General features: G+C 42.3%; 16 protein-coding genes, 5 tRNA genes and 1 pseudogene. 20 read left to right on the forward strand and 2 right to left on the reverse strand.

Annotation, left to right across the window (positions count from 1 at the left end; translation table 11 throughout):
- Positions 1 to 14 precede the first annotated feature (14 nt).
- The 19 genes from VM932_RS10965 (at position 15) to VM932_RS11055 (ending at position 16,483) form a co-directional block, all read left to right on the forward strand.
- Entirely contained in the window at positions 15 to 1,184 is a 1,170-nt protein-coding gene (locus VM932_RS10965) for an acyl-CoA dehydrogenase family protein (protein ID WP_326278846.1), read from the forward strand.
- Between the two features lie 93 nt (positions 1,185 to 1,277).
- Complete coding sequence (gene rpsU, locus VM932_RS10970; RefSeq protein ID WP_090299076.1) at positions 1,278 to 1,472, forward strand: 30S ribosomal protein S21; 195 nt, start codon at positions 1,278 to 1,280, stop codon at positions 1,470 to 1,472.
- Between the two features lie 97 nt (positions 1,473 to 1,569).
- A complete protein-coding gene (locus VM932_RS10975) occupies positions 1,570 to 2,460 on the forward strand; it encodes a tyrosine-type recombinase/integrase (RefSeq protein ID WP_326278847.1) in 891 nt (296 codons plus the stop codon).
- A 54-nt stretch (positions 2,461 to 2,514) separates the two neighbouring features.
- On the forward strand, positions 2,515 to 2,817 hold the full coding sequence (gene hpf / locus VM932_RS10980; RefSeq protein WP_293168620.1) for a ribosome hibernation-promoting factor, HPF/YfiA family: 303 nt from the start codon (positions 2,515 to 2,517) through the stop codon (positions 2,815 to 2,817).
- Positions 2,818 to 2,918: 101 nt separating this feature from the next.
- A tRNA-Thr gene (locus tag VM932_RS10985) sits at positions 2,919 to 2,992 on the forward strand.
- Between the two features lie 23 nt (positions 2,993 to 3,015).
- Positions 3,016 to 3,098 (forward strand) — tRNA-Tyr (locus VM932_RS10990).
- A gap of 78 nt (positions 3,099 to 3,176) precedes the next feature.
- Positions 3,177 to 3,249 (forward strand) — tRNA-Gly (locus tag VM932_RS10995).
- A 90-nt stretch (positions 3,250 to 3,339) separates the two neighbouring features.
- Positions 3,340 to 3,411, forward strand: a tRNA-Thr gene (locus VM932_RS11000).
- A 47-nt stretch (positions 3,412 to 3,458) separates the two neighbouring features.
- The gene (tuf, locus tag VM932_RS11005; RefSeq protein ID WP_163626893.1) at positions 3,459 to 4,646 is read left to right on the forward strand and encodes an elongation factor Tu; all 1,188 of its coding nucleotides are present in this window, start codon (positions 3,459 to 3,461) and stop codon (positions 4,644 to 4,646) included.
- Positions 4,647 to 4,718: 72 nt separating this feature from the next.
- Positions 4,719 to 4,791: transfer RNA gene (locus tag VM932_RS11010), tRNA-Trp, on the forward strand.
- 94 nt (positions 4,792 to 4,885) lie between these two features.
- Positions 4,886 to 5,074, forward strand: coding sequence for a preprotein translocase subunit SecE (gene secE / locus VM932_RS11015; RefSeq protein WP_293168616.1), 189 nt, complete (start codon positions 4,886 to 4,888; stop codon positions 5,072 to 5,074).
- Between the two features lie 17 nt (positions 5,075 to 5,091).
- A complete protein-coding gene (nusG, locus tag VM932_RS11020) occupies positions 5,092 to 5,643 on the forward strand; it encodes a transcription termination/antitermination protein NusG (protein ID WP_014033479.1) in 552 nt (183 codons plus the stop codon).
- Between the two features lie 67 nt (positions 5,644 to 5,710).
- Complete coding sequence (gene rplK / locus VM932_RS11025) at positions 5,711 to 6,148, forward strand: 50S ribosomal protein L11 (RefSeq protein WP_293168614.1); 438 nt, start codon at positions 5,711 to 5,713, stop codon at positions 6,146 to 6,148.
- 20 nt (positions 6,149 to 6,168) lie between these two features.
- Positions 6,169 to 6,861 carry a 50S ribosomal protein L1 gene (gene rplA / locus VM932_RS11030; RefSeq protein WP_163626889.1) on the forward strand — a complete coding sequence of 231 codons (693 nt, stop codon included), beginning with the start codon at positions 6,169 to 6,171 and terminating at the stop codon, positions 6,859 to 6,861.
- Between the two features lie 23 nt (positions 6,862 to 6,884).
- The gene (gene rplJ / locus VM932_RS11035; protein ID WP_326278848.1) at positions 6,885 to 7,403 is read left to right on the forward strand and encodes a 50S ribosomal protein L10; all 519 of its coding nucleotides are present in this window, start codon (positions 6,885 to 6,887) and stop codon (positions 7,401 to 7,403) included.
- 55 nt (positions 7,404 to 7,458) lie between these two features.
- Positions 7,459 to 7,842 (forward strand): 50S ribosomal protein L7/L12, encoded by a 384-nt coding sequence (gene rplL / locus VM932_RS11040; RefSeq protein WP_014033483.1) that lies wholly within the window; start codon positions 7,459 to 7,461, stop codon positions 7,840 to 7,842.
- 128 nt (positions 7,843 to 7,970) lie between these two features.
- The gene (gene rpoB, locus VM932_RS11045) at positions 7,971 to 11,780 is read left to right on the forward strand and encodes a DNA-directed RNA polymerase subunit beta (RefSeq protein WP_326278849.1); all 3,810 of its coding nucleotides are present in this window, start codon (positions 7,971 to 7,973) and stop codon (positions 11,778 to 11,780) included.
- Between the two features lie 38 nt (positions 11,781 to 11,818).
- The gene (rpoC, locus tag VM932_RS11050; protein WP_326278850.1) at positions 11,819 to 16,117 is read left to right on the forward strand and encodes a DNA-directed RNA polymerase subunit beta'; all 4,299 of its coding nucleotides are present in this window, start codon (positions 11,819 to 11,821) and stop codon (positions 16,115 to 16,117) included.
- A 54-nt stretch (positions 16,118 to 16,171) separates the two neighbouring features.
- Complete coding sequence (locus VM932_RS11055; protein WP_014033486.1) at positions 16,172 to 16,483, forward strand: DUF3467 domain-containing protein; 312 nt, start codon at positions 16,172 to 16,174, stop codon at positions 16,481 to 16,483.
- A gap of 152 nt (positions 16,484 to 16,635) precedes the next feature.
- Here the strand turns inward: VM932_RS11055 and VM932_RS11060 are convergent, their stop codons facing one another.
- Positions 16,636 to 17,067, reverse strand: a complete 432-nt coding sequence (locus tag VM932_RS11060; protein WP_326278851.1) for a hypothetical protein — start codon at positions 17,065 to 17,067, stop codon at positions 16,636 to 16,638.
- A gap of 105 nt (positions 17,068 to 17,172) precedes the next feature.
- Positions 17,173 to 18,762, reverse strand: a complete 1,590-nt coding sequence (locus VM932_RS11065; RefSeq protein WP_326278852.1) for a peptide chain release factor 3 — start codon at positions 18,760 to 18,762, stop codon at positions 17,173 to 17,175.
- 394 nt (positions 18,763 to 19,156) lie between these two features.
- Between VM932_RS11065 and VM932_RS11070 the strand changes: the two are divergent.
- Positions 19,157 to 20,056 (forward strand): annotated as a pseudogene (locus VM932_RS11070) (hypothetical protein); the annotation flags it as partial.

Genomic DNA, 20,056 nt, shown 5'->3' on the forward strand with positions numbered 1-20,056 from the left:
ATAAATAAGGTGGTATGATTGATATGTACTTCACGGAAGAGCATAATTTGTTCCGGGAGAGTTTAAAAGATTTTTTACAAAAAGAAGTGGTTCCCCACATTGAAGAGTGGGAGGACACAGGAAAGATTGATAGGGCTGTTTGGAACAAGTTTGGGGAGATGGGCTTTTTTGGGCTAATGACTTCCGAGGCTTATTCGGGTTTGGACCTGGACCTGTTTTATACCACTATTTTTCTGGAAGAGCTACAAAAGATCAATTCAGGTGGTTTTGCCGCTGCCATGTGGGCGCATCAATACTTGGCCATGACCTATTTGAACAAACTGGCAGATCATGAGCAAAAGAAAGCTTATCTAGAGCCTAGTGTGCTCGGTGATAAAATTGGTTGTTTGGGAGTTTCGGAACCTTTTGGGGGCAGCGATGTTGCGGCCATGCGTACCACGGCAGAAAAAAAAGATGGCGTCTACATAGTGAACGGTTCCAAGACTTTTATTACCAACGGGGTTTACGGCGATTACATTATTCTCGCTGCCAAAACAGACAAGAATGCTGGTCACAAGGGTATCAGTATGTTTGTTGTGGATAGGAATGCGAAGGGTGTTACCGCCAGCAAGCTCAACAAGTTGGGGTGGCGTGCTTCCGACACAGCAGAATTGGCCTTTGATAATGTAGAGGTTCCTGCCTCCAATTTGTTGGGCAAGGAGAACGAAGGCTTTGGTTATATTATGGAGGCCTTTTCCTTGGAACGTTTGGTAATGGGCATCAATGCGCATGCACGGGCCGAGTTTGCCTTGGATTATGCGTTGCAATATATGTCCGAGCGCGAAGCGTTTGGCAAAACCATAGACCAATTTCAGGCTTTGAGGCATAGGCTGGTGGACCTGTATTCGGATATGTTGATGTGCAAACAATTCAATTATGCCACAGTGGCACAAATGGAAAAAGGTGCGTATGTTGTTAAAGAAGCCACCATTTCCAAATTAAAGTCCACCAAAATGGCAGATGAGGTAATCTACAACTGTCTTCAATTTTTGGGTGGCTACGGTTATATTGAAGATTACCCTATGGCACGTTTGAGCCGAGATAGTAGGTTGGGGCCCATTGGTGGCGGTACTTCGGAGATTTTAAAGGAGATTTTGGCCAAAATTATTGTAGATAAAAAGGAGTACAAGAAGCGAACGGTGTAAGAGATTGTCAAAAAAATAAAATATTTCTTTAACTGTTGAATATCATTTGTATATTTGCGCTCCAAAATTCTAAAAGAAAGGAGGTTGTAGCCCATGTTAATTATACCAGTAAAAGAAGGAGAAAACATCGATAGAGCTTTAAAGCGTTTTAAGCGTAAGTTCGACAGAACAGGTACCATGCGTCAGTTAAGGTCAAGACAGCAGTTTACCAAACCTTCTGTAGAGCGTAGAGCGCAAATTCAAAAAGCACAGTACATTCAGGGTCTTAGGGACCAAGAAGAAGTATAGGGCTATCGCTTTTGCATAATATATTAATCCCGTTCCAATATTGGAGCGGGATTTTTCGTTTTAGCTATAGGCCAATCGTAATTGCTACCTTTGATATATGTCCGTATCAGCATTTATATCCTATTTAAGGTTGGAGAAAAACTACTCCGAACATACCGTAAAAGCGTATGAAAAGGATATTGACGCCTTCTCCAGTTTCTGCAGGGAGCATCATGGGGAGATCAATCTGGAAAACGTCTCTTATCCATTGATTCGAAATTGGATCGTCCACTTGTCCGACCAAGGAATTTCAAATAGAACCATCAACAGAAAAATATCTTCACTGCAGGCCTACTATAAATTTTTATTGAAGGTGGGAGATATTGTCATTTCCCCATTGGTAAAACATAGGGCGCTTAAAACCAATAAAAAAGTAGAGGTTCCATTTTCTGAAACGGAGATGGAAACTATTTTATCCAAAATTCCTTTTGATGAAGATTTTGAAGGGGAGCGCGATAAACTCATTATAGAACTTTTGTACACCACCGGCATGCGAAGGGCCGAATTGGTAAATTTAAAGGTGACGGATGTAAACTTGTCCGGCCATACATTAAAAGTTTTGGGCAAACGGAACAAAGAACGTATTCTTCCCTTGTTGCCAGCCACTATGGAGCGGATAAAAAACTATTTGACCAAGCGCTCCGAACTTGAAAACGCATCGGATTCCACATATTTGCTATTAACAAAAGAAGGTCTTAAAATTTATGAAACACTTGTTTATCGTACCATAAATAAGTATTTTAGTTTGGTGTCCCCCAAGGTGAAAAAGAGTCCGCATATACTCAGACACACCTTTGCAACACACTTGCTCAATAGGGGGGCGGATTTAAATTCCGTAAAGGAATTATTGGGTCATTCCAGTTTGGCATCTACGCAAGTGTACACGCACAACAGTATTGCCGAGCTAAAAAAAGTACACCAAAAGGCCCATCCAAGAAACAAGAAATAAAATTCTTGTATTGTTTAACTTCACTGTCCTGGACAGTACTAAAAACTTCGTCTTATGAAAGTAAACGCACAATCGGTAAATTTTACAGCTGATGGAAAACTCCTCGACTTTGTCCAAAAACGAATGGACAAGATGGAATTGTTCTATGACAAGGTCATTGAATCGGATGTATATTTAAAAGTTGAAAACACAAGTGCTAAAGAAAATAAGATCGTGGAAATCATGGTGTTTGTCCCTCGGGACAAATTCATGGTAAAAAAACAATGTAAGTCGTTTGAAGAGGCTGTGGATTCGGCCTGTAGTTCCTTGGAAAGGCAGTTGGTGAAAAAGAAGGAAAAACTGAGGGCGAAGGCGTGATGAAAATTTTTCAAAATTTATTTTGAATTAAAATATAAATATATACATTTGCAGTCCGTTAGAAATAGCGGGCTTTTTTAGTGAGTAAAAAGCGGTGAAATGCCGATATAGCTCAGCTGGCTAGAGCAGCTGATTTGTAATCAGCAGGTCGTGGGTTCGAGTCCCTCTATCGGCTCGTAAGTTACTGAAAATTAAGGCGGGGGGATACTCAAGCGGCCAACGAGGACAGACTGTAAATCTGTTGGTTTTTACCTTCGCAGGTTCGAATCCTGCTCCCCCCACAAAAGTTGTTCGTCGGAACAACCGGGAAAGAAGGTTTTTTGAAATAATGGAATCTTTGGATGAAAATCCATAAAAATGCGGGAGTAGCTCAGTTGGTAGAGCGTCAGCCTTCCAAGCTGAATGTCGCCGGTTCGAACCCGGTCTCCCGCTCTAAACTTGAAACTTTGATTTCAAGACGAAGGTTGAAGTTTTGACGAGCTAGACTTGTAACTTTTAAACTCTAAACCTGATAACCCATAGGCCGGTGTAGCTCAGGGGTAGAGCGTTTCCTTGGTAAGGAAGAGGTCACGGGTTCAAATCCCGTCATTGGCTCAAAACGATTTGTACACTAATATAAACTAAGATTAAAATTATTTAAAATGGCAAAGGAAACTTTTGATCGTTCCAAACCGCACTTAAATATTGGTACCATTGGACACGTGGATCACGGTAAAACTACATTGACCGCTGCTATTACCACTGTATTGGCCAACGCAGGTTTGTCTGAAACAAGAAGCTTTGATTCTATTGACAACGCTCCTGAAGAAAAAGAAAGAGGTATTACAATCAACACTTCACATGTTGAGTACCAAACAGAAAACCGTCACTACGCACACGTTGACTGTCCTGGTCACGCGGATTATGTAAAGAACATGGTTACTGGTGCTGCTCAGATGGACGGTGCTATCTTGGTTGTGGCCGCTACGGATGGTCCAATGCCACAAACTCGTGAGCACATCCTATTGGGACGTCAGGTTGGTATTCCACGTATCGTTGTTTTCTTGAACAAAGTTGACATGGTGGATGATGAAGAGCTTTTGGAACTTGTTGAAATGGAAGTTAGGGAATTGCTTTCTTTCTACGAGTACGATGGTGACAATGGTCCTGTTATCGCTGGTTCTGCACTTGGTGCTTTGAACGGTGAGCAAAAGTGGGTTGACACAGTTATGGAGTTGATGAAAGCTGTTGATGAGTGGATCGAGGAGCCTGAGCGTGAAGTTGACAAAGACTTCCTTATGCCAATTGAAGATGTATTTACCATTACAGGTAGGGGTACTGTTGCTACTGGTCGTATCGAAACTGGTGTTGCCAATACAGGTGACCCTGTTGATATCATCGGTATGGGTGCTGAGAAATTGACTTCCACTATTACAGGGGTTGAAATGTTCCGTAAGATTTTGGATAGAGGTGAAGCTGGTGATAACGTAGGACTTCTTTTGAGAGGTATCGAGAAATCTGATATCAAAAGAGGTATGGTTATCTGTAAGCCAGGTTCTGTTAAGCCGCACGCTAAATTTAAAGCTGAGGTTTATATTCTTAAAAAAGAAGAAGGTGGTCGTCACACACCATTCCACAACAACTACCGTCCTCAGTTCTACTTGAGAACTACCGACGTTACTGGTAACATTAACTTGCCTGACGGTGTTGAGATGGTAATGCCAGGTGATAACTTGACAATTACCGTGGATTTGATCCAGCCTGTAGCTTGTAGTGTAGGTCTACGTTTCGCTATCCGTGAGGGTGGTAGGACAGTAGGTGCCGGTCAGGTTACTGAGATTCTAGATTAAGATTCATTTTATAATAAAATTGCACTCAAGGGTGTTCCGATTTTCTCGGGATACCTTTCAGTGTAATTATAAACGGGTGTAGCTCAGTTGGTAGAGCACTGGTCTCCAAAACCAGGTGTCGGGAGTTCGAGTCTCTCCTCCCGTGCAAAAAGGAAAGACGTTAGCGTGACGGGGTGAATATCTCTCTGAAGCCTGTGCTGAGCGCAGTCGAAGCATGCAAGAATAATACATAAAAAATCATGGTCACTTACATAAAGGAATCATTAGAAGAACTTAAGAACAATGTTACGTGGTTGGAAAAAGGAAAAGCTTCCAATCTAATGGTTATTGTAGCTGTTTTCTCCATCTTGTTTGCCTTGGCAACATGGGGGGTGGATTCCTTGTTCAGTAGCTTGATTACGTTGTATTTTGATAAGTTAATAGGATAAAGAAAAGATCGGTCGATATGTCTGAGGTACTTGAAAAGAAATGGTATGTGGTTAGAGCGGTCAGTGGTCAAGAAAACAAGATCAAAGGCTATATAGAAAGTGAGGTAGAGCGCGCAGGTTTTGGCGATTACCTTGAAGAAGTTCTAGTTCCTACCGAAAAAGTTGTTCAGATCAGAAACGGAAAGAAAATCAACAAAGAACGTGTATACTTTCCCGGATATATCATGATAAAGGCTAATCTTGGAGGGGAGATGGTTCACATCATTCGTTCAATTACCAATGTAATCGGTTTCTTGGGCGAAGTTAAGGGTGGAGACCCAATTCCTTTAAGGAAATCCGAAGTAAACCGTATGCTAGGGAAAGTGGACGAGTTGGCTGTAAATACAGACAATGTTGCGATTCCATTTGTGTTGGGAGAAACGGTTAAGGTTATTGATGGACCTTTCAACGGATTTAATGGAACTGTTGAAAAAATCAATGAGGAAAAGCGTAAGCTGGAGGTTATGGTGAAGATTTTTGGTAGAAAAACTCCACTGGAACTTAGCTATATGCAAGTAGAAAAAGTATAACAAGAGCTGTTACATATATAAAGCTGTGTTGCTTCCAATTGACACACTTTAAATTTAATTAGAAACAATGGCAAAAGAAGTAGATAAGGTAGTTAAATTACAAGTTAGGGGAGGTGCTGCGAACCCATCGCCACCGGTTGGACCCGCCTTAGGTGCTGCTGGTGTTAACATCATGGAGTTCTGTAAGCAGTTTAATGCTCGTACACAGGACAAACCAGGCAAAGTATTGCCGGTTGTTATCACCGTTTACAAGGATAAATCTTTCGATTTTGTTGTAAAAACACCACCTGCGGCAGTTCAATTGATGGAAGCGGCTAAGATTAAAAAAGGATCTGGCGAACCTAACAGGGTTAAAAACGGTTCAGTAACCTGGGATCAAGTAAAAGCAATCGCCGAGGACAAAATGGTGGATTTAAATGCTTTTACCGTAGAATCTGCAATGAGTATGGTTGCAGGTACCGCAAGATCTATGGGCTTGAAAATAGCCGGACAGAGACCTTTTTAAAATCTTAAAGCAATTAAGAAATGGCAAGATTGACTAAAAAGCAAAAAGAAGCCCAATCCAAAATAGATAAGAACAAACTCTATTCCTTGGAAGAGGCATCAGCTTTAGTAAAAGAAATAACCAATGTAAAATTTGACGCTTCCATTGATTTGGCTGTTCGTTTGGGTGTAGATCCAAGAAAAGCAAATCAAATGGTGCGAGGCGTTGTCACCCTTCCTCACGGAACGGGTAAAGACGTAAAAGTTTTGGCATTGGTGACTCCAGACAAAGAAGCAGAAGCTAAAGAAGCTGGTGCTGACTTTGTAGGGTTGGACGAATATTTGGAGAAAATTAAAGGCGGTTGGACCGATGTTGATGTAATCATCACTATGCCAAGCGTTATGGGTAAATTGGGGCCATTAGGTAGAATTTTGGGACCTAGAGGTTTAATGCCCAATCCAAAGACCGGAACCGTAACTATGGATGTTGCCAAAGCAGTATCCGATGTTAAGGCCGGTAAAATAGACTTTAAAGTGGACAAAACAGGTATTGTGCACGCTGCAATAGGAAAAGCTTCTTTCTCTGCGGACAAAATCGCGGGAAATGCTAGGGAATTGATAGATACCTTGGTAAAAATGAAGCCATCTGCTGCAAAAGGTGTGTACATGAAAAGTATTTACTTGTCCAGTACCATGAGTCCTAGTATTCAATTAGATCCAAAAGCAGTTCAATAACTGGTAGTTCAATTTTTTTAACTATGACAAGAGAAGAAAAAGCAACAGTAATAAAAGACTTGACTGCACAGTTGACTGATAATCCCAACATTTACTTGGCGGATATATCAGGGTTGAATGCCGTGGACACCTCTAATTTAAGAAGAGCGTGTTTTAAGGCGAACATTAAGCTTGCGGTCGTAAAGAACACCTTGCTTGCAAAAGCAATGGAAGCTTCTGATAAGGAATTTGGCGAACTTCCCGATGTGTTGAAAGGCAATACATCCTTGATGTTGTCCGAAACAGGGAACGCACCTGCGAAACTTATCAAGAACTTTAGAAAAAAATCAGAAAAGCCCGTATTGAAAGGCGCCTTTATAGCTGAGGCAATTTATATCGGGGACAACTACCTTGATGCACTTGTTAATATCAAGTCCAAAGAGGAAGTTATCGGGGATATCATCGGATTGTTACAATCACCGGCCAAAAACGTTATTTCTGGACTTAAGTCCGGAGGTGGTAAATTGGCAGGTATCCTTAAAACCCTTTCTGAGAAAGAATAATTCGCGCACAATAAACTAAGTATATTTTTAAACATTTTTATTAAACGATAGAAAAATGGCAGATTTAAAAGATTTTGCAGAACAGTTGGTAAACCTTACAGTAAAAGAGGTAAATGAATTGGCCGACATTTTAAAAGAAGAATATGGTATTGAGCCTGCTGCTGCTGCAGTAGCCGTTGCCGGTGGTGCTGCCGCTGGTGGAGGCGAAGGTGAAGCTGCTGAGGAAAAATCAGAATTTGATGTAATCCTTACAGCTGCCGGTGGTTCTAAATTGGCAGTCGTAAAATTGGTTAAGGAATTGACCGGTCTTGGACTAAAAGACGCTAAAGAAATCGTAGACAGCGCACCAAAAGCTGTTAAAGAAGGTGTTGCCAAAGATGAGGCAGAAGGTATCAAAAAATCATTGGAAGAAGCAGGAGCAGAAGTTGAGCTTAAATAATCGCTTTTCCCATAAGAACTTGGTTAAGGTCTTTCCATTTTTTGGTTAGACCTTAGCCTATTTATATAAGGAGTGTATAAAGCCGTACACGAACCCACATAGTATTCACGATCAAAATTTGTCCATAGATGTTCACAAACACTATTGAAAGAGTTAATTTCGCATCCGCTAAGAACATACCGGAATATCCGGATTTCTTGGACATTCAGATAAAATCGTTCCAAGACTTTTTCCAGCTTGAAACTAAATCTGACGAAAGAGGAAACGAAGGTCTCTACAACACCTTCATGGAGAATTTTCCAATCACAGATACCAGAAACCAGTTTGTACTTGAGTTTTTGGATTACTTCATTGATCCACCAAGATATTCCATCCAAGAATGTATAGAGCGTGGACTTACCTATAGCGTACCTTTAAAGGCACGTTTAAAATTGTACTGTACCGATCCAGAACACGAGGATTTCGAAACTATCGTACAGGATGTGTATTTGGGAACTATCCCCTATATGACTCCTAGCGGAACTTTTGTGATCAACGGTGCAGAACGCGTTGTAGTATCCCAGTTGCACAGATCTCCAGGGGTTTTCTTTGGCCAGTCTTTCCACGCAAATGGAACAAAATTGTATTCAGCCAGAGTAATTCCTTTCAAAGGATCTTGGATTGAATTCGCCACCGACATCAACTCGGTGATGTATGCCTACATTGATAGGAAGAAAAAATTACCGGTAACCACTTTGTTCCGTGCCATCGGCTTTGAAAGGGACAAGGATATTTTGGAAATATTCGACCTTTCGGAAGAAGTAAAGGTTTCTAAGACCGGACTTAAAAAAGTATTGGGCCGTAAATTGGCAGCCAGGGTGTTGAACACATGGCATGAGGATTTCGTGGACGAGGATACAGGAGAAGTGGTTTCCATCGAACGTAACGAAATTGTACTTGATCGTGATACCGTTTTGGAAAAAGAGCATATCGATGAAATCATTGATGCCGACGTGAAGACCATTTTGCTTCACAAGGAGAACAATGCACAATCCGATTACGCCATTATCCACAACACCTTGCAAAAAGACCCTACCAACTCTGAAAAAGAAGCGGTAGAGCATATTTACAGACAATTGCGTAATGCCGAGCCGCCAGATGAGGAAACAGCTCGTGGTATTATCGATAAATTGTTCTTCTCTGACCAACGTTACAACTTAGGTGAGGTAGGTCGTTACAGAATGAACAAGAAGTTGGGCTTGGATATCGGAATGGACAAACAAGTTTTGACCAAGGAAGATATCATCACTATCATCAAATATTTGATCGAGTTGATCAACTCCAAAGCAGAGATTGATGATATCGATCACTTGTCCAACCGTCGTGTAAGAACCGTAGGAGAGCAATTGTCATCACAATTTGGTGTAGGTTTGGCGCGTATGGCACGTACCATCCGTGAGCGTATGAACGTTCGTGACAACGAGGTGTTTACCCCGATAGATTTGATTAACGCGAAGACATTGTCATCTGTGATCAACTCCTTCTTCGGAACCAACCAGTTGTCCCAGTTCATGGATCAGACCAACCCGTTGGCAGAGATTACACACAAAAGAAGATTATCCGCATTGGGACCAGGTGGTCTTTCCCGAGAAAGAGCAGGTTTCGAGGTGCGTGATGTTCACTATACACACTACGGAAGATTGTGTCCGATTGAGACACCTGAAGGACCGAACATTGGTTTGATCTCGTCATTGTCCGTATTTGCCAAGGTGAACAATATGGGCTTCTTGGAAACTCCTTACCGTAAAGTAGAGAATGGTAAAGTGGACACTAAAAACCACATGTACCTAAGTGCAGAGGAAGAAGAAGGAATGAAGATTGCCCAAGCCAACATTCCATTGGCAGAAGATGGCACTATTGAAAGAGAAAAGGTAATTGCCCGTGAAGAAGGCGATTTCCCAGTTGTGGATCCAACAGAGGTGAAGTACACAGATGTTGCACCGAACCAGATTGCATCCATTTCCGCATCCTTGATTCCTTTCTTGGAGCACGATGATGCGAACCGTGCCTTAATGGGGTCGAACATGATGCGTCAAGCAGTTCCATTGTTGAGACCAGATTCTCCAATTGTAGGTACAGGTCTGGAAAGACAAGTAGCTACAGATTCTCGAGTATTGATCAATGCCGAAGGAGATGGAGTTGTGGAATATGTGGATTCACAGAAAATCACCATAAAATATACAAGGACCGAAGAAGAGCGCTTGGTAAGCTTTGACGATGATTCGAAGACCTACCAATTGGTGAAGTTTAGAAAAACAAACCAAGGGACCAGCATCAACTTGAAGCCCATCGTAAGAAAAGGCGACAAAGTGAAAAAAGGTCAAGTGCTTTGCGAAGGTTACGCTACCGAAAAAGGTGAATTGGCCTTGGGTAGAAACATGAAGGTCGCCTTTATGCCTTGGAAAGGATACAACTTTGAGGATGCGATCGTGATCTCTGAAAAAGTTGTTCGTGAAGATATCTTTACCTCCATCCACGTTGATGAGTATTCTTTGGAAGTAAGGGATACCAAATTGGGTGCAGAGGAATTGACCAACGATATTCCAAACGTATCCGAAGAAGCTACCAAGGATTTGGACGAGTACGGTATGATCCGCATCGGTGCCGAAGTGAAACCAGGGGATATTTTGATCGGTAAGATTACTCCAAAAGGAGAATCAGACCCAACTCCTGAAGAAAAACTGTTGCGTGCCATCTTTGGTGACAAAGCAGGTGACGTTAAGGATGCTTCATTGAAAGCTTCACCATCGTTGAGAGGTGTGGTTATCGACAAGAAATTGTTCTCGCGTTCCATTAAGGACAAGAGAAAACGTTCCGAAGATAAAGAAGCCATTGCCAGATTGGAAATGGACTACGAAGTGAAATTCCAACAACTGAAAGACGAATTGATTGAGAAATTGTTCAGTTTGATCAGCGGAAAAACATCACAAGGCGTAATCAACGATTTGGGTGAAGAAGTACTTCCAAAAGGAAAGAAATACACCATTAAAATGTTGAACGCCGTTGACGATTTCGCTCACTTGGTCGGCGGAAGCTGGACAACGGACGACGCTACCAATGCTTTGGTTGCCGACTTATTGCACAACTATAAAATCAAATTGAACGATATTCAGGGTAACCTAAGAAGGGACAAGTTTACAATCTCCGTAGGGGATGAGCTTCCAGCAGGTATCATGAAGTTGGCCAAAGTCTACATTGCCAAAAAGCGTAAGCTTAAAGTAGGTGATAAAATGGCAGGTCGTCACGGTAACAAAGGTATTGTTGCACGTATCGTTCGTCAAGAGGATATGCCATTCTTGGAAGACGGAACCCCAGTGGACATTGTATTGAACCCACTTGGTGTACCGTCAAGGATGAACATTGGTCAGATTTATGAAACCGTATTGGGCTGGGCCGGACAAAAATTGGGTCAAAAATATGCGACTCCGATTTTCGATGGAGCCTCATTGGATGAGATCAACAAGCTTACCGATGAAGCAGGCGTGCCAAGATTTGGGCATACCTACCTTTATGACGGTGGAACAGGTCAGCGTTTCGATCAACGAGCAACCGTTGGGGTTATCTACATGTTGAAACTAGGTCACATGGTAGATGATAAGATGCACGCAAGATCTATTGGACCATACTCATTGATCACGCAGCAACCATTGGGTGGTAAGGCACAGTTTGGTGGTCAGCGTTTTGGAGAGATGGAAGTTTGGGCATTGGAAGCTTACGGCGCATCATCTACCCTAAGAGAAATATTGACCGTTAAGTCGGATGATGTTATCGGAAGGGCCAAGACCTATGAGACCATCGTTAAAGGTGAGACCATGCCAGAACCTGGGTTGCCAGAATCTTTCAACGTATTGATGCACGAACTTAAAGGTTTGGGCTTGGATATCCGATTGGAAGAATAGAATACTATATACATTAATTATATCATCACCATATTGTTATGGCTAGAATAAAAGATAATAACGCACAAAAAAGGTTCAACAAAATTTCCATAGGATTGGCCTCTCCAGAGTCTATCTTGGCCGAGTCCCGTGGCGAGGTGTTGAAGCCGGAAACCATAAACTATAGAACGCACAAACCAGAGCGTGATGGATTGTTCTGCGAGCGTATTTTTGGTCCTGTAAAGGATTACGAATGTGCCTGTGGTAAATACAAGAGAATCCGTTACCGTGGAATCGTTTGTGACCGTTGTGGTGTTGAAGTGACGGAGAAAAAAGTACGTAGGGACCGTGTGGGACACATTAATCTTGTGGTTCCCGTGGCACACATCTGGTACTTCCGTTCGCTGCCAAACAAAATAGGATACCTTTTGGGACTGCCTTCCAAAAAGTTGGACATGATCATATACTACGAAAGGTATGTGGTTATCCAGCCAGGTATTGCCAAAGGTCCAGAAGGTGAGGAAATCAATAAAATGGATTTCTTGACCGAGGAGGAATACTTGAACATTTTGGAAACGCTTCCTACCGAGAACCAATACTTGGAGGATAACGATCCCAATAAGTTCATCGCTAAAATGGGTGCCGAATGTTTGATCGAGATATTGTCCAGAATCGATTTGGAACAATTGTCCTACGAACTACGTCACAAGGCGAACACAGAAACCTCAAAACAACGTAAGACCGAGGCATTGAAACGCCTACAGGTTGTTGAGGCCCTACGTGAATCGCAAAACAACAGGGAAAACAATCCTGAGTGGATGATCATGAAAGTGATTCCGGTGATTCCACCGGAATTGCGTCCGTTGGTGCCATTGGATGGTGGTCGTTTTGCCACTTCCGATTTGAACGACTTGTACCGTAGGGTGATTATCCGTAACAACCGTTTGAAGCGTTTGATGGAAATCAAAGCACCAGAGGTGATCTTGAGGAACGAAAAACGTATGCTTCAGGAAGCGGTGGATTCCCTTTTTGATAATACAAGAAAGGCATCTGCAGTAAAAACAGAATCCAACAGACCATTGAAATCCCTTTCCGATTCATTGAAAGGTAAGCAAGGTCGTTTCCGTCAAAACCTTTTGGGTAAACGTGTGGATTACTCCGCTCGTTCCGTAATTGTTGTTGGGCCGGAATTGAAATTGTACGAATGTGGTCTCCCAAAAGATATGGCGGCCGAGCTTTACAAGCCATTCATCATCCGTAAGCTGATTGAAAGAGGTATTGTAAAGACCGTTAAATCTGCCAAAAAGATTATTGACAAGAAAGAGCCTGTAGTTTGGGACATTCTTGAAAACGTCCTAAAAGGACACCCAGTACTATTGAACCGGGCCCCCACATTGCACAGATTGGGTATTCAAGCGTTCCAGCCCAAACTTATTGAAGGTAAGGCGATTCGTTTGCACCCATTGGCATGTACCGCATTTAACGCGGATTTTGATGGGGATCAGATGGCAGTTCACTTGCCATTGGGGCCAGAGGCCATTTTGGAAGCACAATTATTGATGTTGGCTTCACAAAACATCCTTAACCCGGCCAACGGTTCTCCGATTACCGTACCATCACAGGATATGGTTTTGGGATTGTACTACATGACCAAGGAGAAAAAATCTACCCCCGAGGAACCTGTTTTAGGTGAAGGATTGACCTTCTATTCTTCTGAAGAGGTAGAAATAGCCTTTAACGAGAAAAAAGTTTCGCTTAATGCCGGAATCAAGGTAAGAGCCAAAGACTTTAACGAAGAAGGGGAATTGGTCTATCAAATTATTGAAACCACGGTAGGTCGTGTATTGTTCAACACGGAAGTGCCAGAACAAGCAGGATTCATCAACCAAGTATTGAACAAGAAAGCCCTAAGAAATATTATTGGGGACATTCTTGCGGTGACCGATGTACCTACAACCGCTGAGTTCTTGGACAAGATCAAGGCCATGGGATACGATTTCGCCTTTAAAGGTGGTCTATCCTTTAGTTTGGGAGATATCATCATTCCAGCGGAAAAGCAGGATATGATCGGCGAGGCAAACGAGCAGGTCGATGGTATTATGATGAACTACAACATGGGTCTTATCACCAACAACGAGCGATATAACCAGGTTATTGATGTTTGGACATCTACCAATGCCATGTTGACCGAATTGGCCATGAAGCGAATTCGTGAAGACAAACAAGGGTTCAACTCCGTATACATGATGTTGGATTCCGGTGCAAGGGGGTCCAAAGAGCAGATTCGTCAGTTGACCGGTATGCGTGGATTGATGGCCAAGCCTAAAAAATCTACCGCAGGTGGTGGGGAGATTATTGAAAACCCGATTCTTTCGAACTTTAAGGAAGGATTGTCGATTTTGGAATACTTTATCTCTACCCACGGTGCCCGTAAAGGTCTTGCGGATACCGCTTTGAAAACGGCAGATGCGGGTTACTTGACCAGACGTTTGGTTGATGTATCGCAAGATGTTATCGTTAATAGCGAAGACTGTGAAACCTTGAGAGGTATCGAGGTAGAACCATTGAAGAAAAACGAGGAGATTGTTGAAACCTTAGGTGAAAGGATTTTAGGTAGGGTATCGTTGCACGATGTGTACAACCCATTGACCGAAGAGCTTGTTCTTAGAGCGGGCCAAGAAATCAATGAAGTCGATGTAAGAAGGGTAGAAGCAGCTCCGATAGAGAAAATAGAAGTAAGGTCTCCATTGACGTGTGAGGCTCCTCAGGGAATCTGTGCCAAATGTTATGGCAGAAACCTTGCCACAAATAAAATGGTACAACGAGGTGAGGCTGTAGGTGTTGTTGCTGCACAGTCCATCGGTGAGCCTGGTACACAGCTAACGTTGCGTACCTTCCACGTGGGTGGTATTGCAGGAAACATTTCCGAGGACAACAAGTTGGAGTCCAAGTTTGATGGTGTTGCTGAGATTGAAGACTTAAGACTCGTAGAAGGTCAAAACAGTGAAGGTGGCAAAACCGACATTGTAATTTCCAGAACTTCTGAAGTTAAAATCGTTGATCCAAAAACTGGTATCACATTAAGTACAAACAACATTCCTTATGGTTCCCAATTGTTCATCAAGAACGGTGAGAAGATTACCAAAGGGACCGTTATTTGTGAATGGGATCCCTATAACGGTGTCATTGTTTCTGAGTTCTCCGGTGAAATCGCATATGAGAATTTAGATCAAGGAGTTACTTACCAAGTTGAAATCGATGAACAAACTGGTTTCCAAGAAAAAGTAATTTCTGAGACCAGAAACAAAAAGTTGATTCCAACCTTGTTGATCAAGGACAGTAAAGGCGAAACATTACGCTCGTACAACTTGCCGGTTGGTTCCCACTTGATGGTGGATGATGGCGAGAAAGTGAAAGAAGGAAAGACCTTGGTGAAAATTCCACGTAAATCTGCCAAGGCAGGGGATATTACCGGTGGTCTTCCAAGGGTGACAGAGCTGTTTGAAGCACGTAACCCATCCAACCCGGCCGTAGTGTCTGAGATTGATGGTGTGGTGTCCTTCGGTAAGATCAAGCGTGGTAACCGTGAAATCATTATCGAGTCCAAGACAGGTGATATTAAAAAGTATCTGGTTAAATTGTCCAACCAGATTTTGGTTCAGGAGAATGACTACGTGCGTGCAGGTATGCCATTGTCCGACGGTTCCATTACACCAGAAGACATCTTGGCCATTAAGGGACCATCTGCCGTACAGCAATATTTGGTGAACGAAGTACAAGAAGTATACCGTTTGCAGGGTGTGAAGATCAACGATAAGCACTTTGAGGTTGTTGTAAGACAAATGATGCGTAAAGTTAAAATCCAAGATCCAGGGGATACTATCTTCCTAGAGAATCAATTGGTGCACAAAGACGACTTTATCAACGAGAATGATGAAATTTTCGGCAAAAAAGTTGTTGAGGATGCCGGGGATTCCGAAAGATTGAAACCAGGACAGATTTTGACGATTCGTGAGCTAAGGGACGAGAACTCAATTCTGAGAAGAGAGGACAAGACCTTGGTGACAGCAAGAGATGCTGTGGCAGCAACTGCTACACCAATTTTGCAAGGTATCACAAGAGCATCGTTGCAGACCAAGTCCTTTATCTCGGCAGCATCGTTCCAGGAAACTACCAAAGTATTGAACGAAGCCGCAGTAAGTGGTAAAATCGATACCTTGGAAGGATTGAAGGAAAATGTAATTGTAGGACATAAAATTCCAGCCGGTACCGGTATGAGGGATTATGACAGTATCATTGTAGGTTCCAAAGAGGAGTATGATGAGATCATGGCCCGCAAAGAGGAATTCAAATTCTAAATGAAAACAAACCCTGGCCTTTAGGTCGGGGTTTTTCTTTTTAATACAAGTAACATGGCTGAAGAAAAGAAAAAGCAGAAACAGATCAATATAGAGTTGGATGAAAAAACAGCAGAGGGAATATATTCCAATCTCGCAATCATCAACCATTCCGTATCCGAATTTGTAGTTGACTTTATTAGTTTGATGCCCGGCGCTCCAAAAGCCAAGGTGAAGAGCAGAATTATCTTGACCCCACAACACGCCAAAAAGCTCCTAAAGGCATTGAACGATAATGTGAGTAGGTTTGAAGCGGCCCACGGGACAATCCAAGATTACGAACAACCTGCGATTCCATTAAATTTCGGCCCTACTGGCGAAGCATAAAACTACCTTTGCAAAATTGATGTGTCAGTTCGAGCTGTCATCCTGAGCAGTCGAAGGGGCAGTCTAGAACGTTAAAGGACACCACTTTATCTGCGATTTCGAAGGTGCCCTATATTGACATAAAAATTTTCTTGAACAGGTCTTTAACTTTTTTACGTCAACCAGCCTTTCTCGATTCCCTTTTTTGAAAAGAAAACGAGGTAGATGCCTATTATTATAATAATAGCGGGCATGGCGTATGTGGAAGGTCCAAATGCCTTAACAGCATTGGAAATAAACAGCCAATGGATAAATTGGGCCACGGCCGCAATAAGTGAAATTACAAAAAGCGGACGAGACCATTTTTTTCGGAGCAACAGAGCAATTGATGCCAAGGCTCCAGAAAAAACAGCAATGGCAAATGCGGCGGTCGCCCATGCAGGGATTCCTTCAAAAACTTCCCGTTGCGCTTGATCCATACTTTCCAAAAGTGTCATTTGGTTAAAAGCTTGGTTGAGATAGTTGCCAACACCCATCAAATTCCATAGAAGAGCAATAACACTCACCACCCAGAACCAAGTAGGTGGTTTTACTGAAGTCGTCATAATATCTTTATTTAATTGGTTATGTTATCCAATGTACGAAAAAAAGATATGTGACACATACAATAAGCTCATTTACAGAGGTCTGTAATCTTTGAGTTATTGATTTTACTCGAACTCCGAAGTATAGTGTAACTTTACTGAAGGATACTTTTGTTGCGTCATTTGCAATGAAAATGGCGAGTCTGCCAAAAACACCAACTGTCCTTTTTTGTCGGTGGCCAAAAACTTTTGCTTTACCCGTTTAAATTCTTGAAACTCCTCGTTTTTTTCATCTTTGGGTTCTACCCAACATGCTTTGTGAACAGGGAAGTTTTCGTAAGTACATTTTGCACCGTACTCGTGCTCCAATCGATATTGGATTACTTCATACTGCAATGCTCCCACGGTTCCAATCACCTTTCTTCCGTTCATTTCCAAAGTGAAAAGCTGGGCAACTCCTTCGTCCATGAGCTGATCAATGCCTTTGTACAATTGCTTCGCTTTCATGGGGTCCGCGTTGTTGATGTACCTAAAGTGCTCCGGTGAAAAGCTCGGAATGCCTTTGTAGTGCAGTTCTTCACCACTGGTCAAAGTATCCCCAATTTTGAAGTTTCCAGTATCGTGAAGCCCGACAATATCACCCGGATAGGAGATGTCCACAATTTCCTTTTTTTCTGCAAAAAAAGCATTTGGGCTGGAGAATTTTAGTTTTTTGCCTTGTCGCACGTGCAAATAGGGAGTGTTTCTCTCAAAGGTGCCCGATACAATTTTAACAAAGGCCAAACGATCTCGGTGTTTGGGGTCCATATTGGCATGGATTTTAAAAACAAAACCGGAAAAACCCTTTTCATTGGCCTTTACCAGGCGCTCCTCAGCTTTTTTGGGTCTAGGGGATGGAGCAATGTTCACGAAGCAATCCAACAGTTCTCGAACCCCAAAATTGTTCAAGGCAGAACCAAAAAAGACAGGTTGTAGCTCACCTTTTAAATAAGCGTCCTTGTCAAAATCGGGATAAACCCCATCCACAAGCTCCAAATTATCGCGCAGTTCTTCAGCGGCATCTGTACCGATGATTTTTTCAAGTTCTGGACTGTCCAGATTGTCAAAGGCAATGGTTTCTTCGATGTTCTTTTTGCTGTTACCGCTAAAAAGGTTGATGTTTTTTTCGTAAATGTTGTAAATGCCTTTAAAATCGTATCCCATTCCTATTGGAAAACTTAATGGGGTTACTCTTAAACCTAATTTTTGCTCCACTTCGTCCAAAAGGTCAAATGCATCCTTTCCTTCACGGTCCAATTTGTTGATAAATACAATCATGGGAATGTTGCGCATACGGCAAACTTCCACCAATTTTTCAGTTTGTTCCTCCACACCCTTGGCAACGTCGATTACCACAATTACGCTGTCAACGGCGGTTAGGGTTCGGAAAGTGTCCTCGGCAAAATCCTTGTGCCCGGGAGTATCCAAAATGTTGATTTTTTTGTCCTTGTAAATAAAGGCCAAAACGGAAGTAGCTACGGAAATACCCCTTTGGCGCTCAATCTCCATAAAGTCACTGGTAGCAGATTTTTTAATTTTATTGCTTTTTACCGCTCCAGCTTCTTGGATTGCACCACCGAACAACAGTAACTTTTCAGTCAAGGTTGTTTTTCCCGCATCGGGGTGGGAGATAATGCCAAAAGTTCTTCGTTTCGCTATTTCCTTTTCAAATTCCATCAACAAAAATTTCGGCAAAAATAGGGGAATTATATGTTTTCCCACTCATTTTTAGTGTGATTCGGGATTGTTAATATAATTGGAAAAAAATAAGGGATTTAAACGAGCCAAAACCAAAAAGAAAGGTAATTTTCGTCGGTTTTAAATAAATCCTTGATAATAGGGATTATCCATTTGTAAAAACACATGGAAGAGGTAACTAATAATGAGGAAATCACCTTTTATCGATAAAAATAGGAGGTAAATGTTAAATGGGTTAATTATGTGACCTGATTGTATCGAAGTGTGTCGAAAGGACCGGAGATATTAAAACCAATAAGAAAACCCCAATTTTCTTACAATTACGAGAACCACTTGTTGCCATGGTGATTAGTTGACCAAAACTTAATCATTTATGGAAAAAATTACTTTCGGAAGACTAAAGAACCATCAAGTCCGAAACATCACCATTATAGTGTTGGTACTGATATTTGGACTTAATTCGTCCTTTGGCAGTACTCCTTCACATAAACATTCACCTTCCAATGAATTGCCTGTTCATAATGTGGTTATCGGTGATTTCTATATCAAAAATCCATTATGGAATCCATTGGCAACCGAGTTTTTGGTTGTTGATTGTGATGGTGATGGTGTCACTTGTGATCAAGAAAACTTGGATGGGACTGACCCGAACGATTCTTGCGACTTTATTCTTGAGCATCAGGATTGTTCTCCTTCTGAAGATTGGAAAAAAACCGATTGCGATGGTGACGGCATAAGCAACGGACAGGAAAAAGAGGATGGCACCGACCCATTGGATGCTTGTGACTTTGTTTTGGAGCACCAAGATTGCTCTATTTCTGAAGCATGGAAAAAGGCCGATTGCGATGGTGACGGCATAAGCAACGGACAGGAGAAAGAAGACGGCACCGACCCATTGGACCCTTGTGACTTTATTTTGGAACATCAGGATTGTTCCCCTTCCGAAGAATGGAAAAAAGCCGATTGCGACGGTGACGGCGTAAGCAACGGACAGGAGAAAGAGGATGGCACCGACCCATTAGATCCATGTGACTTTATTTTGGAACATCAGGATTGTTCCCCTTCCGAAGAGTGGAAAAAGGCCGATTGCGATGGTGACGGCGTAAGCAACGGACAGGAGAAAGAAGACGGCACCGACCCATTGGATCCATGTGACTTTGTATTGGAGCATCAGGATTGTTCCCCTTCCGAAGAATGGAAAAAGGCCGATTGCGATGGTGACGGCGTAAGCAACGGACAGGAGAAAGAAGACGGCACCGACCCATTGGATCCA

Source organism: Flagellimonas halotolerans (genome assembly GCF_035818535.1).
GTDB classification, from domain to species: domain Bacteria; phylum Bacteroidota; class Bacteroidia; order Flavobacteriales; family Flavobacteriaceae; genus Flagellimonas; species Flagellimonas halotolerans.

What these genes read in the sequence shown, in the direction of transcription:
- rpsU (WP_090299076.1), top strand. Translation starts at nt 1,278, where the DNA reads ATGTTAATTATACCAGTAAAAGAAGGAGAAAACATCGATAGAGCTTTA.
- rpoB (WP_326278849.1), top strand. Translation starts at nt 7,971, where the DNA reads ATGTTCACAAACACTATTGAAAGAGTTAATTTCGCATCCGCTAAGAAC.
- rpoC (WP_326278850.1), top strand. Translation starts at nt 11,819, where the DNA reads ATGGCTAGAATAAAAGATAATAACGCACAAAAAAGGTTCAACAAAATT.
- rplL (WP_014033483.1), top strand. Translation starts at nt 7,459, where the DNA reads ATGGCAGATTTAAAAGATTTTGCAGAACAGTTGGTAAACCTTACAGTA.
- VM932_RS10965 (WP_326278846.1), top strand. Translation starts at nt 15, where the DNA reads ATGATTGATATGTACTTCACGGAAGAGCATAATTTGTTCCGGGAGAGT.
- VM932_RS11065 (WP_326278852.1), bottom strand. Translation starts at nt 18,762, where the DNA reads ATGGAATTTGAAAAGGAAATAGCGAAACGAAGAACTTTTGGCATTATC.
- VM932_RS10975 (WP_326278847.1), top strand. Translation starts at nt 1,570, where the DNA reads ATGTCCGTATCAGCATTTATATCCTATTTAAGGTTGGAGAAAAACTAC.
- tuf (WP_163626893.1), top strand. Translation starts at nt 3,459, where the DNA reads ATGGCAAAGGAAACTTTTGATCGTTCCAAACCGCACTTAAATATTGGT.
- rplJ (WP_326278848.1), top strand. Translation starts at nt 6,885, where the DNA reads ATGACAAGAGAAGAAAAAGCAACAGTAATAAAAGACTTGACTGCACAG.
- nusG (WP_014033479.1), top strand. Translation starts at nt 5,092, where the DNA reads ATGTCTGAGGTACTTGAAAAGAAATGGTATGTGGTTAGAGCGGTCAGT.
- rplK (WP_293168614.1), top strand. Translation starts at nt 5,711, where the DNA reads ATGGCAAAAGAAGTAGATAAGGTAGTTAAATTACAAGTTAGGGGAGGT.
- secE (WP_293168616.1), top strand. Translation starts at nt 4,886, where the DNA reads ATGGTCACTTACATAAAGGAATCATTAGAAGAACTTAAGAACAATGTT.
- hpf (WP_293168620.1), top strand. Translation starts at nt 2,515, where the DNA reads ATGAAAGTAAACGCACAATCGGTAAATTTTACAGCTGATGGAAAACTC.
- VM932_RS11055 (WP_014033486.1), top strand. Translation starts at nt 16,172, where the DNA reads ATGGCTGAAGAAAAGAAAAAGCAGAAACAGATCAATATAGAGTTGGAT.
- rplA (WP_163626889.1), top strand. Translation starts at nt 6,169, where the DNA reads ATGGCAAGATTGACTAAAAAGCAAAAAGAAGCCCAATCCAAAATAGAT.
- VM932_RS11060 (WP_326278851.1), bottom strand. Translation starts at nt 17,067, where the DNA reads ATGACGACTTCAGTAAAACCACCTACTTGGTTCTGGGTGGTGAGTGTT.